The 17,875-nt window shown below is 69.1% G+C and carries 16 protein-coding genes; 12 read left to right on the top strand and 4 right to left on the bottom strand.

The window, feature by feature from the left end; genetic code table 11:
• The first annotated feature begins 594 nt into the window (after nucleotides 1-594).
• From AB0F40_RS00340 to AB0F40_RS00385, 10 genes are all read left to right on the top strand, one after another.
• On the top strand, nucleotides 595-1,539 hold the full coding sequence (locus tag AB0F40_RS00340; protein ID WP_357462363.1) for a bifunctional DNA primase/polymerase: 945 nt from the start codon (nucleotides 595-597) through the stop codon (nucleotides 1,537-1,539).
• Nucleotides 1,536-1,919, top strand: coding sequence for a hypothetical protein (locus AB0F40_RS00345; RefSeq protein ID WP_357462366.1), 384 nt, complete (start codon nucleotides 1,536-1,538; stop codon nucleotides 1,917-1,919). The genes AB0F40_RS00340 and AB0F40_RS00345 overlap by 4 nt, the downstream gene beginning before the upstream one ends.
• Nucleotides 1,916-2,857, top strand: a complete 942-nt coding sequence (locus AB0F40_RS00350) for a hypothetical protein (RefSeq protein WP_357462368.1) — start codon at nucleotides 1,916-1,918, stop codon at nucleotides 2,855-2,857. Before AB0F40_RS00345 ends, AB0F40_RS00350 begins: the two co-directional genes overlap by 4 nt.
• Complete coding sequence (locus AB0F40_RS00355; RefSeq protein WP_357462371.1) at nucleotides 2,850-4,001, top strand: ParB N-terminal domain-containing protein; 1,152 nt, start codon at nucleotides 2,850-2,852, stop codon at nucleotides 3,999-4,001. The genes AB0F40_RS00350 and AB0F40_RS00355 overlap by 8 nt, the downstream gene beginning before the upstream one ends.
• Nucleotides 3,998-4,660: a hypothetical protein gene (locus AB0F40_RS00360; RefSeq protein ID WP_357462374.1), complete on the top strand. Its 663-nt coding sequence runs from the start codon at nucleotides 3,998-4,000 to the stop codon at nucleotides 4,658-4,660. Before AB0F40_RS00355 ends, AB0F40_RS00360 begins: the two co-directional genes overlap by 4 nt.
• A gap of 13 nt (nucleotides 4,661-4,673) precedes the next feature.
• Complete coding sequence (locus tag AB0F40_RS00365) at nucleotides 4,674-5,849, top strand: M23 family metallopeptidase (protein ID WP_357462376.1); 1,176 nt, start codon at nucleotides 4,674-4,676, stop codon at nucleotides 5,847-5,849.
• Nucleotides 5,850-6,015: 166 nt separating this feature from the next.
• Nucleotides 6,016-6,678 carry a TnsA-like heteromeric transposase endonuclease subunit gene (locus tag AB0F40_RS00370; RefSeq protein WP_357462378.1) on the top strand — a complete coding sequence of 221 codons (663 nt, stop codon included), beginning with the start codon at nucleotides 6,016-6,018 and terminating at the stop codon, nucleotides 6,676-6,678.
• Entirely contained in the window at nucleotides 6,678-8,711 is a 2,034-nt protein-coding gene (locus AB0F40_RS00375; RefSeq protein WP_357462380.1) for a Mu transposase C-terminal domain-containing protein, read from the top strand. Before AB0F40_RS00370 ends, AB0F40_RS00375 begins: the two co-directional genes overlap by 1 nt.
• On the top strand, nucleotides 8,708-9,793 hold the full coding sequence (locus tag AB0F40_RS00380; protein ID WP_357462382.1) for a TniB family NTP-binding protein: 1,086 nt from the start codon (nucleotides 8,708-8,710) through the stop codon (nucleotides 9,791-9,793). The genes AB0F40_RS00375 and AB0F40_RS00380 overlap by 4 nt, the downstream gene beginning before the upstream one ends.
• Entirely contained in the window at nucleotides 9,790-12,480 is a 2,691-nt protein-coding gene (locus AB0F40_RS00385; RefSeq protein ID WP_357462384.1) for a TniQ family protein, read from the top strand. Before AB0F40_RS00380 ends, AB0F40_RS00385 begins: the two co-directional genes overlap by 4 nt.
• A 239-nt stretch (nucleotides 12,481-12,719) precedes the next feature.
• On the opposite strand, the gene AB0F40_RS00390 is transcribed toward AB0F40_RS00385, so the two are convergent.
• From AB0F40_RS00390 to AB0F40_RS00400, 3 genes are all read right to left on the bottom strand, one after another.
• A complete protein-coding gene (locus AB0F40_RS00390; RefSeq protein ID WP_357462386.1) occupies nucleotides 12,720-14,090 on the bottom strand; it encodes a phenylacetate--CoA ligase family protein in 1,371 nt (456 codons plus the stop codon).
• A gap of 290 nt (nucleotides 14,091-14,380) precedes the next feature.
• Nucleotides 14,381-14,989: a cadmium resistance transporter gene (locus AB0F40_RS00395; RefSeq protein ID WP_357462389.1), complete on the bottom strand. Its 609-nt coding sequence runs from the start codon at nucleotides 14,987-14,989 to the stop codon at nucleotides 14,381-14,383.
• Nucleotides 14,983-15,354 carry a metalloregulator ArsR/SmtB family transcription factor gene (locus tag AB0F40_RS00400; protein ID WP_357462392.1) on the bottom strand — a complete coding sequence of 124 codons (372 nt, stop codon included), beginning with the start codon at nucleotides 15,352-15,354 and terminating at the stop codon, nucleotides 14,983-14,985. The genes AB0F40_RS00395 and AB0F40_RS00400 overlap by 7 nt, the downstream gene beginning before the upstream one ends.
• A gap of 343 nt (nucleotides 15,355-15,697) precedes the next feature.
• On the opposite strand from AB0F40_RS00400, the gene AB0F40_RS00405 reads away from it, so the two are divergent.
• The gene (locus AB0F40_RS00405; RefSeq protein WP_357462985.1) at nucleotides 15,698-15,994 is read left to right on the top strand and encodes a DUF6112 family protein; all 297 of its coding nucleotides are present in this window, start codon (nucleotides 15,698-15,700) and stop codon (nucleotides 15,992-15,994) included.
• Nucleotides 15,995-16,104: 110 nt separating this feature from the next.
• On the opposite strand, the gene AB0F40_RS00410 is transcribed toward AB0F40_RS00405, so the two are convergent.
• Nucleotides 16,105-17,151: a hypothetical protein gene (locus AB0F40_RS00410; RefSeq protein WP_357462395.1), complete on the bottom strand. Its 1,047-nt coding sequence runs from the start codon at nucleotides 17,149-17,151 to the stop codon at nucleotides 16,105-16,107.
• A 254-nt stretch (nucleotides 17,152-17,405) separates the two neighbouring features.
• Between AB0F40_RS00410 and AB0F40_RS00415 the strand changes: the two genes are divergently transcribed.
• Nucleotides 17,406-17,705: a DUF6112 family protein gene (locus AB0F40_RS00415; protein ID WP_357462397.1), complete on the top strand. Its 300-nt coding sequence runs from the start codon at nucleotides 17,406-17,408 to the stop codon at nucleotides 17,703-17,705.
• Nucleotides 17,706-17,875: the final 170 nt, after the last annotated feature.

Raw genomic sequence — 17,875 nt, forward strand, 5'->3', positions numbered from 1 at the left:
CGCCCCATCGTGCCCGAACTGCGGCGGGGAGACCTGCCTCAACGTCAACGCAGGTGCCAACTACATCGGCGTCATCGGACACCCCGACGAGCACTTCACCCGCCACCTCCTGCACGCCAGGCTCATCCGCGCCAACCCCCAAGCCCTCGGCGTCCCGAAGGACATCGCCAAGCGCGCTGCGTCGGTACGGCTCGACGCCGCCGCAGTCGTGACGAAGGCGCTGGAGCAAGTCGGATCGAACGCACCGTGACTGACAAGAAGTGCGCCCCAGCGGGAAGGCCGCAGGGCTCCCCGACCTTGACGCCCGTTCCTTGCCGGGAGGAATAGTGACGGTGTCGAGGCGGTGCCAGGTCCCCGCCCCGACACGGAAGTCGGGAGCGTCACTGCGCCGCACAATGTGGGCTGAGGACCACGGCAGCTCACACCGGACTCCCCAATCCTGACGCGCAAGCTAGCGACGATCACGCCTCTGCTATCCCCCGCGCGTTGACCACGCCAGCGCGTTTCTGACCTGCGGGTACTTATCGCGCCAGCAGTCGACGCGATTCGCGCTGGTCGCATTTGACGCCAATCTCGGGTGTCAGCGTGGCTGGCATGAACACGCACCAGCCCACGGTTCTTGACCAACGCACCCGCGCCGTGGTCGAGGCGTTCCGTGCGCCGTCGACCGCGGACGTGGCGCATGCGCTGGCGCGAGCTGGCGTCCCCGTCTTCCCATGTGTCCCGGGCGCCAAGTGCCCCAGGACCAAGCGCGGCTTCCAGGACGCCACGACCGATCCCGGGACGGTGGCGCGCATGTGGCGCCAGCGGCCGGATGCGAACGTGGCCATCCCCACGGGCAGGGTCTCGGGGTTCGATGTCGTGGACGTCGACGCGCATGAAGCTGGCTCCGGGCAGGCTGCATTCGACAACGCGCTACACCACGGCCTCGCCAGCGGATGGGCGTTCACCGTCCACACCCCGCATGCCGGCCTCCACGCCTACTACCCGAACCCCGGTATCGAGCAGCGGTCATGGGCGTTGTCGAAGGTGCATGTCGACTTCCGGTCCGACGGCGGATACATCGTCGTGCCCCCCTCCTACGTCGAGTACGAGGACGGCACGTCCGGGACCTACCGGCTCGCCGCGTTCGCCACGGCCCCGGCGTTTCCGGTCGACGGCGTCGCGCTGCGCGACTTCCTGCAGCCGCCGCGTCCTGACCCGGCCTTCGCCCCGAACCCGAGCGGTGACCCGCGGGCTGCTGCTGAGCGGTTGGCGCGCTATCTGCTGTCCGAGCCGGGGTACCGGCATGCGCGGTTGTTTTGGGCTGCGTGCCGCCTGGCAGAGGCGAGCCACGACTACGAGGTCGCGCTGAGCACGCTCGGCTCGGCGGCGGTCCAGCTCGGTCTGTCGGCCCGGGAGGCCGAACGCACGATCCGGAACGCGTACCGACATGCGCACCCGCATGCCGCACACCCGGCACCGAGCCCGGGTACCAACACGTTCGAGCCGGGCGTGCGGCACCGCGCCGCCCCTCCTTCCCAGGCGGTGATTTCATGAACGCGCAGCACCAGCAGGATCCCTTTCAGCAGCACGTCAAACACGGCACCCGGCAACCCGCTCAGCCGCAACAGTCCCCGCCGGCCGGGCCGAGTCCGTTCGCGGTGCACGGTGACCCTTCTCAGCACCAAGACGAGGCCGCCCACCAGGACGTCGCGGCGTCCCGGCGACTGCAGTGGACGCGACTGGCGGACCTGTACGCCGACCCGCGGGTCGCCCGGCTCGCGGTGCGCGGAGTCGACCTCCACGCGCACCTGCTGCGCGCCATCCGTAACGCCCCGCTCCAGGCCGCTAAGGCCACGCGACGGCACCTGGCCACCCCGAAGTCGGAGCCGGCCCGTCGGCCGGGAGCCGGCCCCGAAGGAATGGAGCTGTCATGACCCTCACCAACACCATGGAAGCACCGACCACAGTCCACCCCGACACCTCCGTCAGCTGGCGTCGCCGCTTCCCGGACCCGGTGGCAACCACGGACGCGAAGCACTCTGTCCGTCACCGGCCGGGGTTCGCGGATTCGCAAGGGCTTCGGCGGCTGCTGGTCGCCGTGTACCGCAACGGCAGTGCTGGGTGGCGGTCCCATCCGGAGGTGTCCGCGCTGCTGGCGTACTGCCAGGACAAGTACGCCGCGCTGGCTCGCCGAAACGGGCAGACCCCGCAGGATGCGGTGACGGCGGCGTTCGAGGTGCTGGCGGTCCCGTCGATCCTGGACGCGGACGACCCGTGGGCCGTGGTCACCACTGCGGTCCAACGAACCCTGCAGGCCCAGGACCGTGCTCATCGGCTGCTGTGCTCCACCGACCAGGCCCGCCGGCTGATGCACTCCGACGACCACGACATCGCAAGGTTCTGCGACCTCGACCCCGAGGTCAACATCCCCGAAACCGTCGAGCGAGCCGCATCAACGAACCCTGCCGACGTGCCGGCGCCGTCGTCCGGTTCCGCGGCTTCCGAGACGGAGGTGGGAGCCTTGGATGTGCGGGTGGGGCTGATCACGGTCCGCACTGTTCTGACCGCGACCGGTTGGGCACCGGAGATCAGCCGGGTAGGTCTGGACTACGTGTGCGAGCGGCTGCGTATCGCTGGCAACCAGGTAACCGCGTTCGAGTACCTGCGCCGCGAGACGACGCCCCTGCAGTTGCTCGGGATGGATCAGCGCAGCTGGGTCCGGCTGTGCCGGGTCCTGCTCGGCGAGCCAGGGCGGCCAGGTCTGCTGGCCCGCGCAGTCCTCGGTGAGCGCCCGGTGGATCTGCTGGCCGACACCAGCCTGGTGGCTGCCCTGAGCAAGCCGCCCATCGAGCCGGGGGTGCGTCATGGGTGAACAGCCGGGCGCGCTGGAGGTAGCGCTGAGCGCGATCACGGTCGGCGTCCGGCACCGCAAGGACGTCGGCGACCTGGAACCGTTGATGGACTCGATCGCCAAGCGCGGGCTGCTGCAGCCCATCACGCTGACGCCCGAGCTGGTGCTGGTGTGCGGGTGGCGGCGGCTGGAGGCGATGCGTCGCCTCGGCTGGACGCACACCCGCCCCTGGTGGCGGCCGGGTCTGTCCGAGGGCGCCACCCAGGTCTTGGCCGAGCACGACGAGAACTTCCTCCAGCAGGCCTACAGCAAGTCCGAGCAGGCCACCCTGTTCCGGGAGCTGAAGTCCGTGCTGCAGCAGGAAGCCGCACGACGCCGGTCCGCGCACTGGTTCACCAGCAACCGCTCTGACGAGCCTTCGGAGCGCCAGCCTGACCCGGGCGGAGCGGACCGGGAGGGCGCTGACGGACCGGTCGAAGCGGACGAATACGGTTCCGGCTCCGGGCCGGGACCGGAGGAACTAGGCAAGTCGGGCGACGCACGCGAACAGGCCGCGCAGCTCGTCGCGGGACGCAAGAGCTATCACGCGCTCGAGCGGATCGGGACGCTGATGGACCTGGCCGTCGACCCCGAACAGCCCGAACCTGTCCGGGTCCTGGCCGCCGATGCCGTCGCCCGGATCGACGAAGGGCACCCGCTCAAGCCCGAGTGGGCACGCATCCAAGCGGCACTGGCCGCACATGCTCCAGACGATGTGTCTGCTGAGCATTCGGCGGGAGCGGCAGGCGGGCCGCGGATCGCTCAGACTCGGTCGTCTGGGCCGGCGGTCTCTCGGGCGGTGCTGCGGGCTTGGGTCATGACGTGGCGCGGCGCCGCGGCTTTGCTGGACGAGCACGACCCGACGGTTCTGGGTCCGGCCCTGCCCGAGGCGGACTGGCACGCGGTCAGTGCCCTGTCCCGGGACCTGACCACCTTCCTGAGCCAGGCGGACACCGCGCGCCACACGGCCGGCCTGCCCACGACCGATGCCGACACCCACAGCCCGTCGGGAGAGCAGCCAGGAGGAGGACTCGACCTGGCGGCCCCCGCTCCCGAGATGAACATGTCCCAGCCCGAAGCGGGATCCAAGCTGGCGTCGGTGATCCCGATCGGAGCGCGATCATGATCCGCGCCTGGATCGCCGGCCACCGGATGCTGGCTGGGTCGTTGCTCGCCCTGGCACTGATCGGCATCGCAGTGACACTCCATCTGTCGACCGATGCGGGCCCGACCAGGTCAGTCCCATCGACCGCGCCCAGCAGCTCTGGCGGTCAACGACCTACGGCAGATCCGCAGCCGGACGAGATCTCGTCGGATCGTGAGGCCGCGGACTTCGCCCGGCACGTTGCCGACCTCATGTTCACCTGGGACACCGCCACCGACGACCGTGACCAGATCGTCGAGCAGGTCCTGGCCTTCGCTGACCCAACCGGCGTCGAGACACCCGGCCTGGTGATCGACCTGGAGGCATACCTTCCCGACGAGCTCTGGTGGGACCAGCTCCGCCAGTATCGAGCCGCACAGTGGTTCGACGTCGACGACGCTGCAGTGCCTCGAGCGTGGACCGCGGCGGAAGCGCGCGGCGACACCGACGACCTGGCGCCTGGTACGACGGCGGTCACCCTTAGCGGCACGCTCCACCGCGCTGGGTACGTCGCCGGCGAGCTGGAAACGGTGACCTCTCCGCTGGAGCTGACGATGTTCGTCGCATGCACAGGCAGAACCTGTGCGGTGTTGCGTCTGGGCAGCCCGGGCAAGGTCCTGGACCACGAACGACTGCTGTGAACCCGGGGGAACGATGCGCAAAGTCCTGCTGCTCCTGACGGTCCTGGCACTGTTGTCCGGACCGGTCCTGATCACGGTCGTCGGCGTGGTCGTGGTGGCCTCGGCAACGGGAAGCTCCGGCTGCGGCCCAACCGTGACCACGGTCCCCGCCGCGCTCACCGCGACCACCGCCGACTCGGCCATAGTCCACCTGGACCGCGTCCAGCTCACCCACGCGGCCACGATCATCAACACGGGCGGACAGATCCAAGGCGTGGGGCACGACGGAATCCTGGTCGCGTTGATGGCAGCGCTGACCGAGTCGCGGATGCGCATGCTGGCCAACACCGGCGCCTACCCGACCTCGGCGAACTACCCGAACGACGGCGATGCCAGTGACCACGACAGCCTAGGTCTGTTCCAGATGCGACCGGCCGCCGGCTGGGGCACCGTCGAGCAGCTCATGGACCCTCGGTACCAAGCCCGCGCCTTCTTCGGCGGCGCGGATGGGCCCAACACAGGGTCACCCCGTGGTCTGCTCGACATACCGAACTGGCAGAACCTGCCCAAGGGCGCGGCAGCCCAAGCCGTCGAAGTCAGCGCCTTCCCCGACCGGTACGCGGCCTACGAACCCGTCGCCCGGACGATCCTGACCAACCTGACCCAGAACACACCGGACGCGCCCACGCCCGACGCCGAAAAGGCGCTCTCCGCCGGGCTGGTGGTATTTCCGCTGCCCGACGGCGTCGGCACGCGGCTGAGCGGGTTCGGGTACCGCATCCACCCGATCTTCGGCGTCGGGCGGCTGCATGCGGGGACCGACTACGCCGCACCGCCGGGGACACCCGTCCTGGCGGTCGCCAGCGGCGTCGTGTCCTTCGCCGGCCCGTACCCCGGTGCCGGCAACATGATCGTCCTCGACCACCGCATCAACGGCCAAGTCATCTCGACCGCGTACTTCCACCTACTGGACGACTCCTTCGCCGTCGCTGATGGCGACCCCGTGCAAGCAGGCCAGCAGATCGCGGGCGTCGGATCCACCGGCGACTCCACAGGACCACACCTGCACCTGGAGGTCCACCCCGGCGGGTTCACGAAGCCAGCCATCGATCCCGAGCCATGGCTAACCCGGCAGGCCGCCAAGTCACTCACCGAGGCCGCTGTAGGTTCTCATCCAACCTGTCGGTTTCTCAATGATTTGTCGGAGTAGTTGTCATTTCCGACATTTCGTTGAGAATCTGCGGCGTGCCTGCCGACGGCGGGAGGACTTGCTGAGGATGATCGTAGGCGTGTCGATGGCCTCCGATCGGTTTGACTCGCTGCAGCTGACGTACTGCGCCGCGAGCGGGGAGCGAGTTGGGACCAGCCTGGGGCGGGTGGCTGTGGAGGAGCTGGTGGCGGCGGGGCCGGTTCGGCAGTTCCGTTGGTACAAGGGCCGCACGTTCTACTCGGGCTGGTACTGGTCGTCCACGACGGGCGCGATGGTCGTCTACGAGAGCCGGCTGGAGCTGGCGCGGATCTTGCTGGCCGACTTCGATCCGAGCGTGCGGGGCATCGTCGCGCAGCCGTTCCTGATGCGAGGACAGGTCGGTGGCCGGGAACGCAGCCACGTCCCTGACCTGCTGCTGTCGCACGCCGACGGCTCTGTGACGGTGGTGGATGTGAAGCCGGCGCACCGGCTGTCGGACCCGAAGGTGGTTGAGGTCTTCGACTGGACGGCGGCAGCGGTCGGTGTGCGCGGCTGGGCGTTCGAGACGTGGTCCGGGACCGACCCGGTGCTGTTGGAGAACATTCGATTCTTGGCGGGGTACCGGCGCCGGAGCGTCATCGATCATCGGCTCAGCGATGCGGTGGTGGGCCTGGTCGGCGAGCAATCCACCCTGGGCGGGGTTGAACGCGCGGTCGAGCCCGCCGGACCGCCGCAGCGAGTTCGGCCGCTGCTGTTGCATCTGCTGTGGGCGGGTGTGCTGGCGACCGACCTGTCGCTGCCGTTGGGAGCCGGCTCGCCGGTCTGGCGGGCGCAGGTGGAGGTCGGCTGATGGGCGGGCCGAGCGGGAATGTGATCGACCTGCGGGTCGGTGCACAGGTGGTGTTCGACGGCGACGTGGTGCAGCTGATGGAGCTGGACGGCGCGGCGGCGCTGATCCGTAACGAGCGCACGGGCCAGTTCACGTCGGTGACCCTGGGGCGGCTCGTGGCCGGCTGCGTCGCCGCGGCGGACCCCTCGAGCGGGACGGTCGCGGCGGTCAGTGTCGGAACGACCTTGGCTGGGCTGTCCGGGCCGCAGCGCGAGCAGGTCAGGCAGCGCGCCGGGCACATTCGGCAGGTGCTGGCCGGCGACGGGTCCTCGCTGCAGGAGCGGATCGGAGCCAAGGCCACCGAGCTTGCGGTCACGACCAGGACTCTCGAAAGGTGGGTCGCTGCGTATCGTCGCGACGGCGAGGCCGGGCTGGTCGATGCCCGCCTGATCCGCGGCCGGGGCAGCAGGGTCGATCCACGCTGGGATGACGCGGCCCGCGCGGTGATGGCCGCGATGGTGGGCGATTCGACGCCGAGTCGGGCTGCGTTGCTGGCCCGCGTGTCGGCTCGCCTGTTGGATGAGCACGGCCAGGGTGTGGTTCCCGAGCCGTCTCGGGCGACCGCGTACCGCCGCCTGGGCGAGCTGGCCAAGGGTACGAACGCGGTCGCGGGCAGTGCGAAGGGCCGCCGGTCGATCGCGGACCGGCCCACCGGGGTCTACGGGCGGCTGCGGGCGACCCGCCCGGGTGAGTACGTGGTGCTCGATACCCAGGACCTGGACGTGTTCGCGATGGAGCCGGTGACCTGTCGGTGGGTGCGGGCCCAGCTCACGGTCGCCCAGGATCTGTTCACGCGGTGCATCGTGGGCCTGCGGGTCACCGCGGTGTCCACGAAAGCAGTCGACGTCGCCGGCGTCCTCTACGAGGCGGTCGCGGGGCGAGAGGCACCGTCGTCCTGGCCGAAAGAGGCGACCTGGCCCTACCACGGGGTCCCGTCCTACGTCATGCTCGACGAGGACGGGCCGGCAATGACCGGCCCGGTCTGCGCGCCGGAGACCTTGGTCGTCGATCACGGCAAGGTGTTCTTGTCGACGCACGTGATCTCGGTCTGCACCCGGTTGGGGATCTCGATCCAGCCCGCCCAGCCGCACAAGCCGACCGACAAGCCGACGGTCGAACGGTTCTTCCGCACCCTGCGCGAGGGCTTGATCCAGCACCTGCCCGCCTACAAGGGGCCTGACGTCCACTCACGCGGGCAGCGTGTCCAGGACGATGCGTTCTTGTTCCTGGACGAGCTGGAGGACGTGATCAGGGAGTGGATCGCGAGCGTCTACCACCTGGCCAAGCACGACGGGCTGACGGTGGCACGCGCTCCGCAGGTGAAGCTGTCCCCGGCGGAGATGTTCGCCATCGGGGTCGCCACCGCCGGAGTGCTCCGCATCCCGTCGACCCCTGACCTGGCGTTGGACTTCCTGCCGGTGGCGGCCCGGACCATCCAACACTACGGGGTCGAGGTGGGCGGGTTGCGCTACAACGGACCGGCACTGGACGGCTACCGCAACGCCACCAGCCCCTACGGTGGTGCCCTGGCCGGCAAGTGGCCGATCCGCGTCAACCCGCAGGACGTGCGTCACGCCTGGTTCCAGGACCCCGGCGACGGTGTCTGGCACCGGCTGGACTGGGAGCACGTTCCGCTGCTTAACACCCCGTTCTCCGCCGACGCCGCCGCGCACGCCCGCCGCCTGGCCACCGCCGACCGGCTCGACCCCGCAAGCGCCCTGGCGAGCCTGCTGCAGCGGTGGGACCGCGGGCTGGTCGCCGATCGCCGGGAACGCCACCTGGCCGTGTGCCTGTCGGCCGAGTATGCGGCGCTGCCGGTTCACGGCGATGCGCCCGTCGGCGACACGCCCGGAGCCGGCCTATCACCCGACGCTCTCGCAATAGTGGACGTCGCTGCGCCGGACGGGTCGGCTGTCGTGGTCGGTGATGACGACGACCTGGACGGGTCGGCGGTCGAGGGGTTCTACGAGGACGCGTTCGAGGTGCTCCCGTGAACGGCCTCTACACCCTTTCCCGCAAGGAGGGTTGGCGGCGGTGGGTCGACGCGCCTGCCCGGGTCCGGCCCGACGCACTGACCAGGGAGCAGATCGGGCGTCTTGGCGCCGGGGCACGGGCGGACTACGAGGAGGTCCGGCATGACTGGCACGCGAACTTCGGCACGATCAAGACCCCGCAGTTGGCCGCGATCCATGACGAGCTGGACCAGGTTGTGGCGACCAACCGGCAGGATCCCGACCGGGTCCGGGGCGCGGTGGTCATCGACGCGTTGCCGGGCCTGGGCAAGACGACGATCGCGAACACGTTCGCGCGGGACTTCGACCGCACCCAGAGGGGCCGGCACGGCGTGCTGACCGACGAGGGCCACGAACACGTCCCCGTGTTCCGGGTCGGGCTGACCTCGCGGACTACGCTGCGCACGCTGAACCGGATGATCTGCGAGTTCTACGGGCACCCCGGCACCGAGCGTGCCAGCGCCGCCGAGCTGACCAGCTTCGCCGTCGACTGCGTGCTGTCCTGCCATACCCGGATCGGGGTGATCGACGACCTGCACTTCGTCGACCCGCACCGCCGCGACGGGATCGACGTGGCCAACCACCTCAAGTGGCTGGCCAACGAGCTGCCGGTCACGTTCCTGTTCGCCGGGGTCGGGCTGTCCGAACGGCGGCTGTTCGCCGAAGGACTGTCCGGTAACAGCGCCGTGATGGCACAGACCGCCCGGCGGTGGACCCGTCTGGAGCTGCCGCCGTTCACCGTGACCGACGAGACCAGCAGACGCCAGTGGCACAGCCTGCTCAAGGCCACCGAACGCCAGCTCGTGCTCGGTGCCGCCCGGCCGGGAATGCTCACCGACCTGAGCGACTACCTGTTCGCGCGCACCAGCGGCCACATCGGCTCGTTCATCACCCTGATCACCCGAGGCTGCTACCGCGCCATCCGCACCGGCACCGAGACACTCACCCAGGACCTGTTCGACGCTGTCCGGATCGATGAGGCATCCGAAACGGCCCGAGCCCAGCTCCACGCCGCATTCACCGGCGGACGGCTGACCTCCCGGCCACGCCAGCCAGTTCCATGACACGTCCCGGACCCGCACAGTTCGATCCGCGGACCCTGCCGCTGCGGGTCCCTCTCGCCGACGGCGAGGCACTGGACTCCTGGCTGCTGCGCCTGGCCTACCGCAACGAGGTTCCCCTGCGTCGGCTCGCGCACCGCCTCGGCCTGGGCGACCGGCTGAGGATCTGGCGCAACTACGCCCTGACCAAGAACCTCCCGCACCAGCTGATGCGCCGCATCGAGACACAGACCGGGCTGGCCCCGGGAAGGCTTGACGCGGCGGTGCTCGACCAGTTCGACGTCCTGGGCTGGACGCCGATCCGCGGGTCCCGGTACTGCCCGCAGTGCCTGACCGAGAACGGCGGCTGGTGGCCGCTGCGCTGGCAGCTGCCGCACTCGTTCGCCTGCCCGACCCACCGGTGCCTGCTGGCGGTGGTCTGCCCCTCCTGCGGGCGCATGCCGCACAGCCGGATCTCACAACGGTCCGGGCTTGAAGGGCCGACGGCCTGCGCGCTGGGCGCCACCCGGCACGCCCGGGCCTGCGCCGCCGACCTGCTGGCCACCGCCCGGCCCGCACCGCTGCCCGGGCGTGATCCCCGGCTGGTAGCGCAGGCCTGGATCGACCAGCGGCTGGACCGTATGGATCCGGCCGCAGTCACCGACCTGCGCGACCTGGACGCCATCACCAGGTGGCTTCCATGGCGTGTCGCTTCGACCGATCTGGAGTACCTGGGCTCGGCGACGGTCACGGCGATCGCTGCCTACCGCGAGAACAACAACGCGCTACGGCAGCACAACCCCGCCGCCGCCCTGGTCGCCGCAGCGATGGCCTGCCACGCCATCGACATCATCAGCCCCGAAACCGTGTGCGCACTGGCCGGCGTCCCTGGTAGCCAGGGCGTCTCGGACCACGAGCGTCGTCGGACGCGGCTGGCGCCATTCACCCGGGGCATCGACAGTTTCTTCCACGACCGAAACGAGCCCGAGACGAGCACGGGCGCGGTGAGGATTCTGTCGGCCAGGAGGCTGACCAGCGTGTCATCGGTGCTGCAACGCACCGTTCTGCACGGGATCGACAAGGACCTGTCGGCCACCGAACGCCTGCGCTACCGCACCCGCACCCCGATGCCACGCCCGCCCGCCCCGGGCCCGGACGCCGCCGACCGTGCTCGACGGGTCCCGCAGTACCTCTGGCCGGACTGGCTCGTCCGGTTTCATCCGCCGGACCCGACCCGTGCTGCCGACGTCGCGGTCACGCTCGCAGCCGCCCTGCTCATCCCGGGCAACCCCACGCGCAACTCCGGCGCCACCGACGAGCTCACCCGGTGGCGGACCGACATGGGTAACACCCTCAGCAGGCTGGCACGATCCCACCCCGACGTCCTGACCGCGATCTGCGAACTGGCCGACTACGTCGACCGTCACGCCCCGCCGATCGACTACCGCAGGCGGCGAACGGTGTTCCCCACCATCGATCTCACGGAGGATCAGTGGCGGGCCATCTGCACCGCTGCAGGACACGTCCGCCTCGGCACCGGTACGAAGGCGCTGCATGCCCGCCGGCACCTGTTCGTCCTGCTCACTGGCGCCAACCTCGCTGATCCCCGACACTCGCTCGCACCCGCGACACCACAGGAACGCAGCCGGCATCAGGGACTCGAGCTGCGCATGCCCGCCGCGCTACGGGCGGCCTTGCACGACCACGCTGCCGAGCTGCTCAGCGCGGCCGGGATCGACGAGCCGGTGACCTGGAGCCCGCCCTCCGGCCTTGCGGCCGGGCTCGAGCTACCCGGCCACGAACCAGACGACATCGACACCACCGCGCTGCGCAAGCTCGTCCTGGACGAACGCGCCCGCCCCGGCACCGCTGCCCGCATCCTCCAGGTCAGCACCCATCACGTCCGCTACACGATCACCCAGCTCGATCTGCCTATGCCCACGCCCCCACCCCGAGATGCGCACCGGGATCCACATCGTCGAACCGAGGTCCGCGCCCGCGCCGAACAGCTCCTCACCGCCGAGTTCTTCGCCCGCGAGCACACCCGAGGCGGCAAGAACATCATCACCATCGCCGCCGAGACCAGCGTGTCGCCCGGCATGGTCCGTGACTATGCCAAGCGCGCGGGCATCCAGCTGCTCACCCGCCCCCTGGGGGATCGGATCGCCAATCCCGAAGCGGTTCGCGACGGTCACATCGACCACGACTGGCTGCGCGAGCAGGTCGGAACGCTGCGCCGCACCAACACCGACGTCGCGGAAGAACTTGGTATCTCTCCAGAGACAATCCGCAAGCTCCGAAGAAAGCTCGGGATCTCACCGATCCGCCAGGGTGCCTACAACGACCGGCGCTACCCCGACCTGCCCGTCGAGATCCGCCGCGCAGTCGAAAGCAGACGCGGCGGCTGGCAGCGGCTACGCCGATTCGAAGAAACCTCTACCCACCACAGCATCAACCTTGCCGCGGCTGTCCTCGGGCACCACACCTCGAACCTCAACCTGCAGATCCAGCGCCTCGAAACCGACATGGGCGGCCCGCTACTGGTCCGCGGGACCAACCGCTACCATCCGATCGCACCCACCGCGCTGGGCCGGCGAGTCCTGAACCAGCTCCGTCAGCCCGAGGTCCGCGCCCTGCTCGACGAACATGCCGCTCCAGGAGCGCACCAGCATCGCGACTCCTCCCGACGCACGCACCAGCCGACCCGCTGACCCTGCCGACCGACCACGCACCCGGGCCACGATCCGGGCCCGGGGCGAACCCGCACGGACGGCGTGGCGACCGACGGCGGCGAGGTTTGCTGAGGATGATTGTGGCGTGTCGACGGCCCCTGGTCGGTTTGGCTCGCTGCAGCTGACGTACCGCGCGGCGAGTGGGGAGCGCATCGTTGCAGCTCCACCACTCGCGTATGGGGTACGGGGGCGTACTGGTGCGCAGGGCCTGGTCCGCGTCAGGTCAGCGGGATAACCGTGCGGTATTTCCCGCCCGTGGTCTGCTGTGGTGGTTCGTCGGCTCGGGTGATGGTGACGTGGTCGAGTCGGTGGTCGGTGAGCAGCCGGGTGAGCTCGGTGTGCACCGCCTGCCAGACCTGTTCGGTGTCGGCGCCGGTGGCGGGGCTCAGGCGAATGCTGAGGCTGGCCGGGGCGGTCTGCACGATCTGGAAGAGCTCGACGCCGGGCAGGCGCTCGAGGGCCAGGCCGATGGCCAGCGGCGCGATCGTGACCGGCTGGCTGCTGCGGCCCGGGAAGGTGAGCAGGTCGGCGGCGCGGCCTTGGGCCTGGAGGGCGGGCAGCGGGTCGCCGCACGGGCAGGGGTCGGGTCGCAGCAGGACGGCGTCGCCGAGGTCGTAGCGCAGGATCGGCTGGGTGCGGTTGGCGAGGTTCGTCAGTAGCGCGGTGTGGGAGCGCTGGCCGGGCGGGACGGGTTGGTGGTCGGCGTCGACCGGTTCGAGGATGGCCCAGTCGCTGTTGAGGTGGAGCCAGCCCTGCGCACAGCTTTGGCTGAGGAAGGGGCATTCGTTCGCCGCGTAGCTGTGGCGCACCTTGGCGCCGAACGCTGTGGCGATGCGGTCGTACTCGCCCGTGGGCAGGCCCTCGGCGGACAGGACCACCAGGGCCGGGTCGATGTGCAGGCGGCCGGCTTCCTGTTCGGTGGCCAGCAACGCGCCCATGCTGGCGTAGGGGGTCAGGAGGGCCGGGCGGAAAACGTTGAGCGCCTCGACCAGCTCAGGCACCGGCGTATCCACCGCGAAGACCCCGATCCGGTTCCGGCGCAACCGGTTCTTGCGCAGCGCGGCGGCGGCAGTGGTGGAGGCGAAGTGGCCGCCGGTGGCGATCACCATGGCGGTGCGCCCGCCGCGAGCCACGATGCGGGCGACGTCGGTGGCGGTGAGCCAGGAGCTGAGCGTGCGCGCACCGATCGCGGCGGTGACGGCGAGGAGACGCTGGTCGGTGAGGAAAATTCCGGGCGTGCCGGTGGTCCCCGAGGTCGTGGAGACCGTGTAGCGGTCCAGGAACTTCTCTCCGATCAGCGCGGGGTCCTGGACAAACGCACGTACTGCGGCGAGCGTGACGGACGGGTCGGTGATCCAGTCGTCGAACCGCGGCATGAGCTCGGCCTTGCTGGTGACCGGCAAGAGCGTCGGGTCGGTGACGCGGCCGGGCAGGCCGCGGTAGTGCTGACGGTAGTAGGGCGAGCGGGCGCGGGCGAAGGTGACCAGGTCGGCGAGCCGGTCACGCTGCCGTCGCGCGATCGCGTCCTTGCCTTGCTTGCGGGCGGTGCGGGCGTCACGTAGTAGCCAGAAGCGGCGTTCCATCGTCATAGCCGGTCCTCAGTCATGCTCGGCAGTGGTACTTGGGTGGTTCCTGTGCAAGCGCGGTCGCTGTGGGCTTGACCGCGAACGGACGAGGCAGATCTCGGACGCTGTTCGCGCCGGCCACCGCGGCTCGGAGGCGCAACGTCTCCTGCTGAGCGGCCAGGCGGACATGACCCGGTGCGACACGTTCGACTCGAAGGTGCACGCCGGCGCGGGTCCGGGTTGGTCTCACCCGGGCGTGAGCCCGGCCTACCCGAACACGGGACGATGTCTTGATCGGGTAGGCGCGGGCCTTGTTACAGCAGGGATGTGATGTGGGTGAGGGTGCCGGACTCGAGCAGGATGAACACGCCCAGCCCGATGAAGACCAAGGGCACGAGCCAGTGCTCGACCTTCTCCAGCGCTTCGGTCACCTTCTCGTTGGTGCCGATCACCTTGGCGAGAAGGCACCACCCAGCGAGCAGGACGAGAAACACCACGATCGTGACCAGAGCATCGGTGGTGGACATGGTGCGGAACACCGGGGTGTAGATCGCGATGTTGTCCCCGCCGTTGGCGATCGTGATCCCGGCGACGCCGAGCAGCCCGACGGCCTTCAGCGCGGACTCGGCCTCATCGTCGTCGTCCTGTCCGCGCAGCGTGCGCACCAGGGCCAGGACACCGATCGCCAGCGGGATCAGGCCGAGCAGCCCGACCCACTCGTCCGGCACGATCGTCAGGCCCAGGGCAGCCAGGAAGCTGACCGCGATCAGGGTGATCAGGCCGAGGTACTGACCGGCCACGATCTGCCACCCGCGTAGCCGGGAGGACCGGGCCGAGGCGGCGAACAGGACCGTCAGGATCACGATGTCGTCGAGGTTGGTCGCGACGAACAACCCGGCCGCGGCCGCGATCGTGCTCAGCATGCCGAGCTCTGCGCGTCCGCGCCGTACGTCGGGCACAGCGCCACGACGCTGCCGGTGGCCGCGAGCAGCGTCTCGGCCGCGGCGAGCAGGTCCAGCAGCTCCGGGCGCGCCAGGGAGTAGAACACCCGCCGCCCGTCCATCCGCCCGGTCACCAGCCCGCAGTCCTTCAAGCACGCCACATGGGCGGACACCGTCGACTGCGCCAGGCCCAGGTCGGTCGTCAGCTCCGCGACCCGCGCTTCACCCGAAGCGAGCCGGCGCATGATCGCCAGTCGCGCGGGATCGCCCAATGATCGGAACAGCGCGACCGCCGGCTCGATGTCCACCGTGCTCGCCGCACGCACTTCCGTCTCGATGATCGTCATAGGGCGATAATACCCGGTCGCAGGCGATCATCAACCGGCAGCATCGCGGCTGAGTCGAGAACGCTTCGTATCGCGGCCGACAGCGGCCGGGCTCGACACGGACTGGCGGCGTCACGGACGCCGCCGCACACCTAAGGCACGACGCAGCAGGCCCCGCTACAGCCAGGCCAGCCAAGGCGCGGAGTCCGAGGGAAGCGACAGATCAGTGAGACGTGATGGCCGACAAGACATTGAGAAAACCCTTCGGGACTCGCGCCACCCGGCCCGTCGACCGGCAGGTGCGACGAGAACCTACAGCCGCGCCGGCGGCCTGCCCAACGGGAGACGCGCCATGACCTCCGCGATGCGATCCGGCGCCCTGACACCCCTAAGCGCTGTACTCGTGGCCCCGGACTTCTCGGCTGTGACTGGCACATCGTTCCCAGAAGTCCTTGGTGCCCTGCTGCCCATCGCACTGATCACCGCAGTCGCGGTACTGGTGGTCTCCGCGTTCGCCTGGGGCGTCGCCGCGGGCCTGGGCAACTGGCAGACCGTGGCCAAGGCCCGCATCGGGGTGCTGGTCGCAATGGGCGGAGCCTTCCTATCGGGGGCGGGGCTCGCATGGCTGAACTGGCTGCTGGAGACCGGCGCACATTTCTGACCCGCACGTCGACTGGCTGCGCGCACAGCCAGCCGGACGGACTGCTACTGGTGACTTTATGGGCATCCCGTCAAACCTGCGATCGCGGCTCTACTCACTAGCAGTATCCGTCAGAAAGGGGGCCTACCAAGCGGAAACCAGGAATGGCCGTGCTCGAGGGCCACATCCCATGTCGCGGGATCGAATTCGGACGGGCGGGTGGGAGGCACGCCGTCGGGATTCCAGAAGCCGCCGGTCGCCGGGGGCCACCTGCGGTGGTCAACCACGACGCCGTGGCCCTTCACTTCTAGACCACGTTCGGTGAGCGCCCATCCGTCAGCAAGTACCTCCAGCAAGGAAGCACCCGAAAGCCAAGCACCATCCTCACTTCGCCTGGCCGCGACCGCGGACTTCAGTGCGTAGCTTAGATTCCGGAGCGCTACGGCAGGCTCGAGCACCTTGGCATCCGGCCCGAATCCTTGACGGATCATCTCCTTATCGAGCCGGACGAATGCCTCACTGGGCGAGTCTTCCGGCGACCAATTGGCAGCCGGAGAATTCCAGACGTCACCCGTTTCAAGCCCGAGCAGGATCGAATAGCGCTCGCTGCCCTGACCGTCAATAAGGTCCCGAGAATCATTTGAAACAGGCGTCCTCTGCCTCGAGAAACTCAGTCGTGGCCCGTCCAACGATCCGGAAGCCGGAACAACAACACCTCGAGCAATAATCGCCCCCATTTCCTCCGCGACGGTGATCGCTTCAAAGACCTTCTCGTATGACACCTCGTCGCCGATGGAAAGTCTCTCATCCTGATCCGCCGCGGCTTGGGAGCGATGAACATCTAGCTGATGCTCCAGTTCGCTGAGCCGTTCGACGAGTGAAGCAGTGGCGGCTTGCGTCTGCGCTGCAGCATCACGTGCTGCGTTGGCGACCGCAGCTGATGTTGCCTCCTGAACCACTTTGCCGGTCTCGCTGACGAACCGGCGCTCGAGGAGGAACAGGAACCCTGCGAGAAGTACGGATGTGCCGAGATTCGCCAGCACGCCTGGCCAGTATTCTGGCTGACCGCCGCGAACAGACAGCCACCAGCCCCACCCAATTGCCGCGCCGCCGACTAACGCGGCGAGCGCGATCCAGCCCCAACGTAGTCTCTGCTTCTCGGACTCGTCCGTGCTCACGCGGGCAACTGTAGAACGTCGACCAACGCTGCTCGACGAAATTGTGGACCTCGCCTTGCGTATCCGGATCAGAGTGACTCTCGTCGGCGCCTGTCGAGCCTCTCGCCGCTTGCGTCACTGCCACTGCAGGGATCTCCGGAGACCTCGCGCGCCGACCTTGCATGTGTCCGGTCAACCGGGGTTACTTGCGCCCCTGCCCTCAGACAGCCGATCTGAGGGAGACCGCCATGTTGCACCACCTCACCACTGCTGGCATGGCCACGGGCCTGATCGGTGGGATCTCGATCGACCCGAACACCAGCGGTTTGCCGGGCATCGACCAACTCAAGAGCATCGTCGGTGCCCTGATGACCGTGGGTCTGATCTGTGCCGTGCTTGGCGTGATTGTCTCGGCGATCGTGTGGGCGCTGGGTGCGAACTCGTCCAACCCGCAGCTCGCCGGGCGCGGCAAGACCGGGGTGCTCGTTGCCCTGGGGGCGGCGATCATCTGCGGGGCGTCGGTCACGGCCGTGAACTTCTTCTGGGACGTCGGCCAGGCCGTCGCGGCCGGGTGAGCCATGTAGGGATCCATCGAAGATGTCGGTCTGACCGGTGTTGTTGTCGGCCAGATGTCGGTTGACCAGGTTCTTGTCGGTTCTCGGCGCGGCTTTCGTTGGTAATTGCCCTGGTTTCGGTACGTTGAGGATTCCGCCGTATCGGCGGTCTCTCGACGGAAGGCCTGGCT

This window comes from Promicromonospora sp. NPDC023987 (genome assembly GCF_040639055.1).
Classification (GTDB): domain Bacteria; phylum Actinomycetota; class Actinomycetes; order Actinomycetales; family Cellulomonadaceae; genus Promicromonospora.

Excerpts from the sequence above, each read along its gene's own strand:
- AB0F40_RS00375 (WP_357462380.1), top strand. The coding sequence starts at position 6,678 with ATGGGCGGGCCGAGCGGGAATGTGATCGACCTGCGGGTCGGTGCACAG.
- AB0F40_RS00340 (WP_357462363.1), top strand. The coding sequence starts at position 595 with ATGAACACGCACCAGCCCACGGTTCTTGACCAACGCACCCGCGCCGTG.
- AB0F40_RS00390 (WP_357462386.1), bottom strand. The coding sequence starts at position 14,090 with ATGACGATGGAACGCCGCTTCTGGCTACTACGTGACGCCCGCACCGCC.
- AB0F40_RS00405 (WP_357462985.1), top strand. The coding sequence starts at position 15,698 with ATGCGATCCGGCGCCCTGACACCCCTAAGCGCTGTACTCGTGGCCCCG.
- AB0F40_RS00360 (WP_357462374.1), top strand. The coding sequence starts at position 3,998 with ATGATCCGCGCCTGGATCGCCGGCCACCGGATGCTGGCTGGGTCGTTG.
- AB0F40_RS00350 (WP_357462368.1), top strand. The coding sequence starts at position 1,916 with ATGACCCTCACCAACACCATGGAAGCACCGACCACAGTCCACCCCGAC.
- AB0F40_RS00395 (WP_357462389.1), bottom strand. The coding sequence starts at position 14,989 with ATGCTGAGCACGATCGCGGCCGCGGCCGGGTTGTTCGTCGCGACCAAC.
- AB0F40_RS00400 (WP_357462392.1), bottom strand. The coding sequence starts at position 15,354 with ATGACGATCATCGAGACGGAAGTGCGTGCGGCGAGCACGGTGGACATC.
- AB0F40_RS00365 (WP_357462376.1), top strand. The coding sequence starts at position 4,674 with ATGCGCAAAGTCCTGCTGCTCCTGACGGTCCTGGCACTGTTGTCCGGA.
- AB0F40_RS00355 (WP_357462371.1), top strand. The coding sequence starts at position 2,850 with ATGGGTGAACAGCCGGGCGCGCTGGAGGTAGCGCTGAGCGCGATCACG.
- AB0F40_RS00345 (WP_357462366.1), top strand. The coding sequence starts at position 1,536 with ATGAACGCGCAGCACCAGCAGGATCCCTTTCAGCAGCACGTCAAACAC.
- AB0F40_RS00385 (WP_357462384.1), top strand. The coding sequence starts at position 9,790 with ATGACACGTCCCGGACCCGCACAGTTCGATCCGCGGACCCTGCCGCTG.
- AB0F40_RS00415 (WP_357462397.1), top strand. The coding sequence starts at position 17,406 with ATGGCCACGGGCCTGATCGGTGGGATCTCGATCGACCCGAACACCAGC.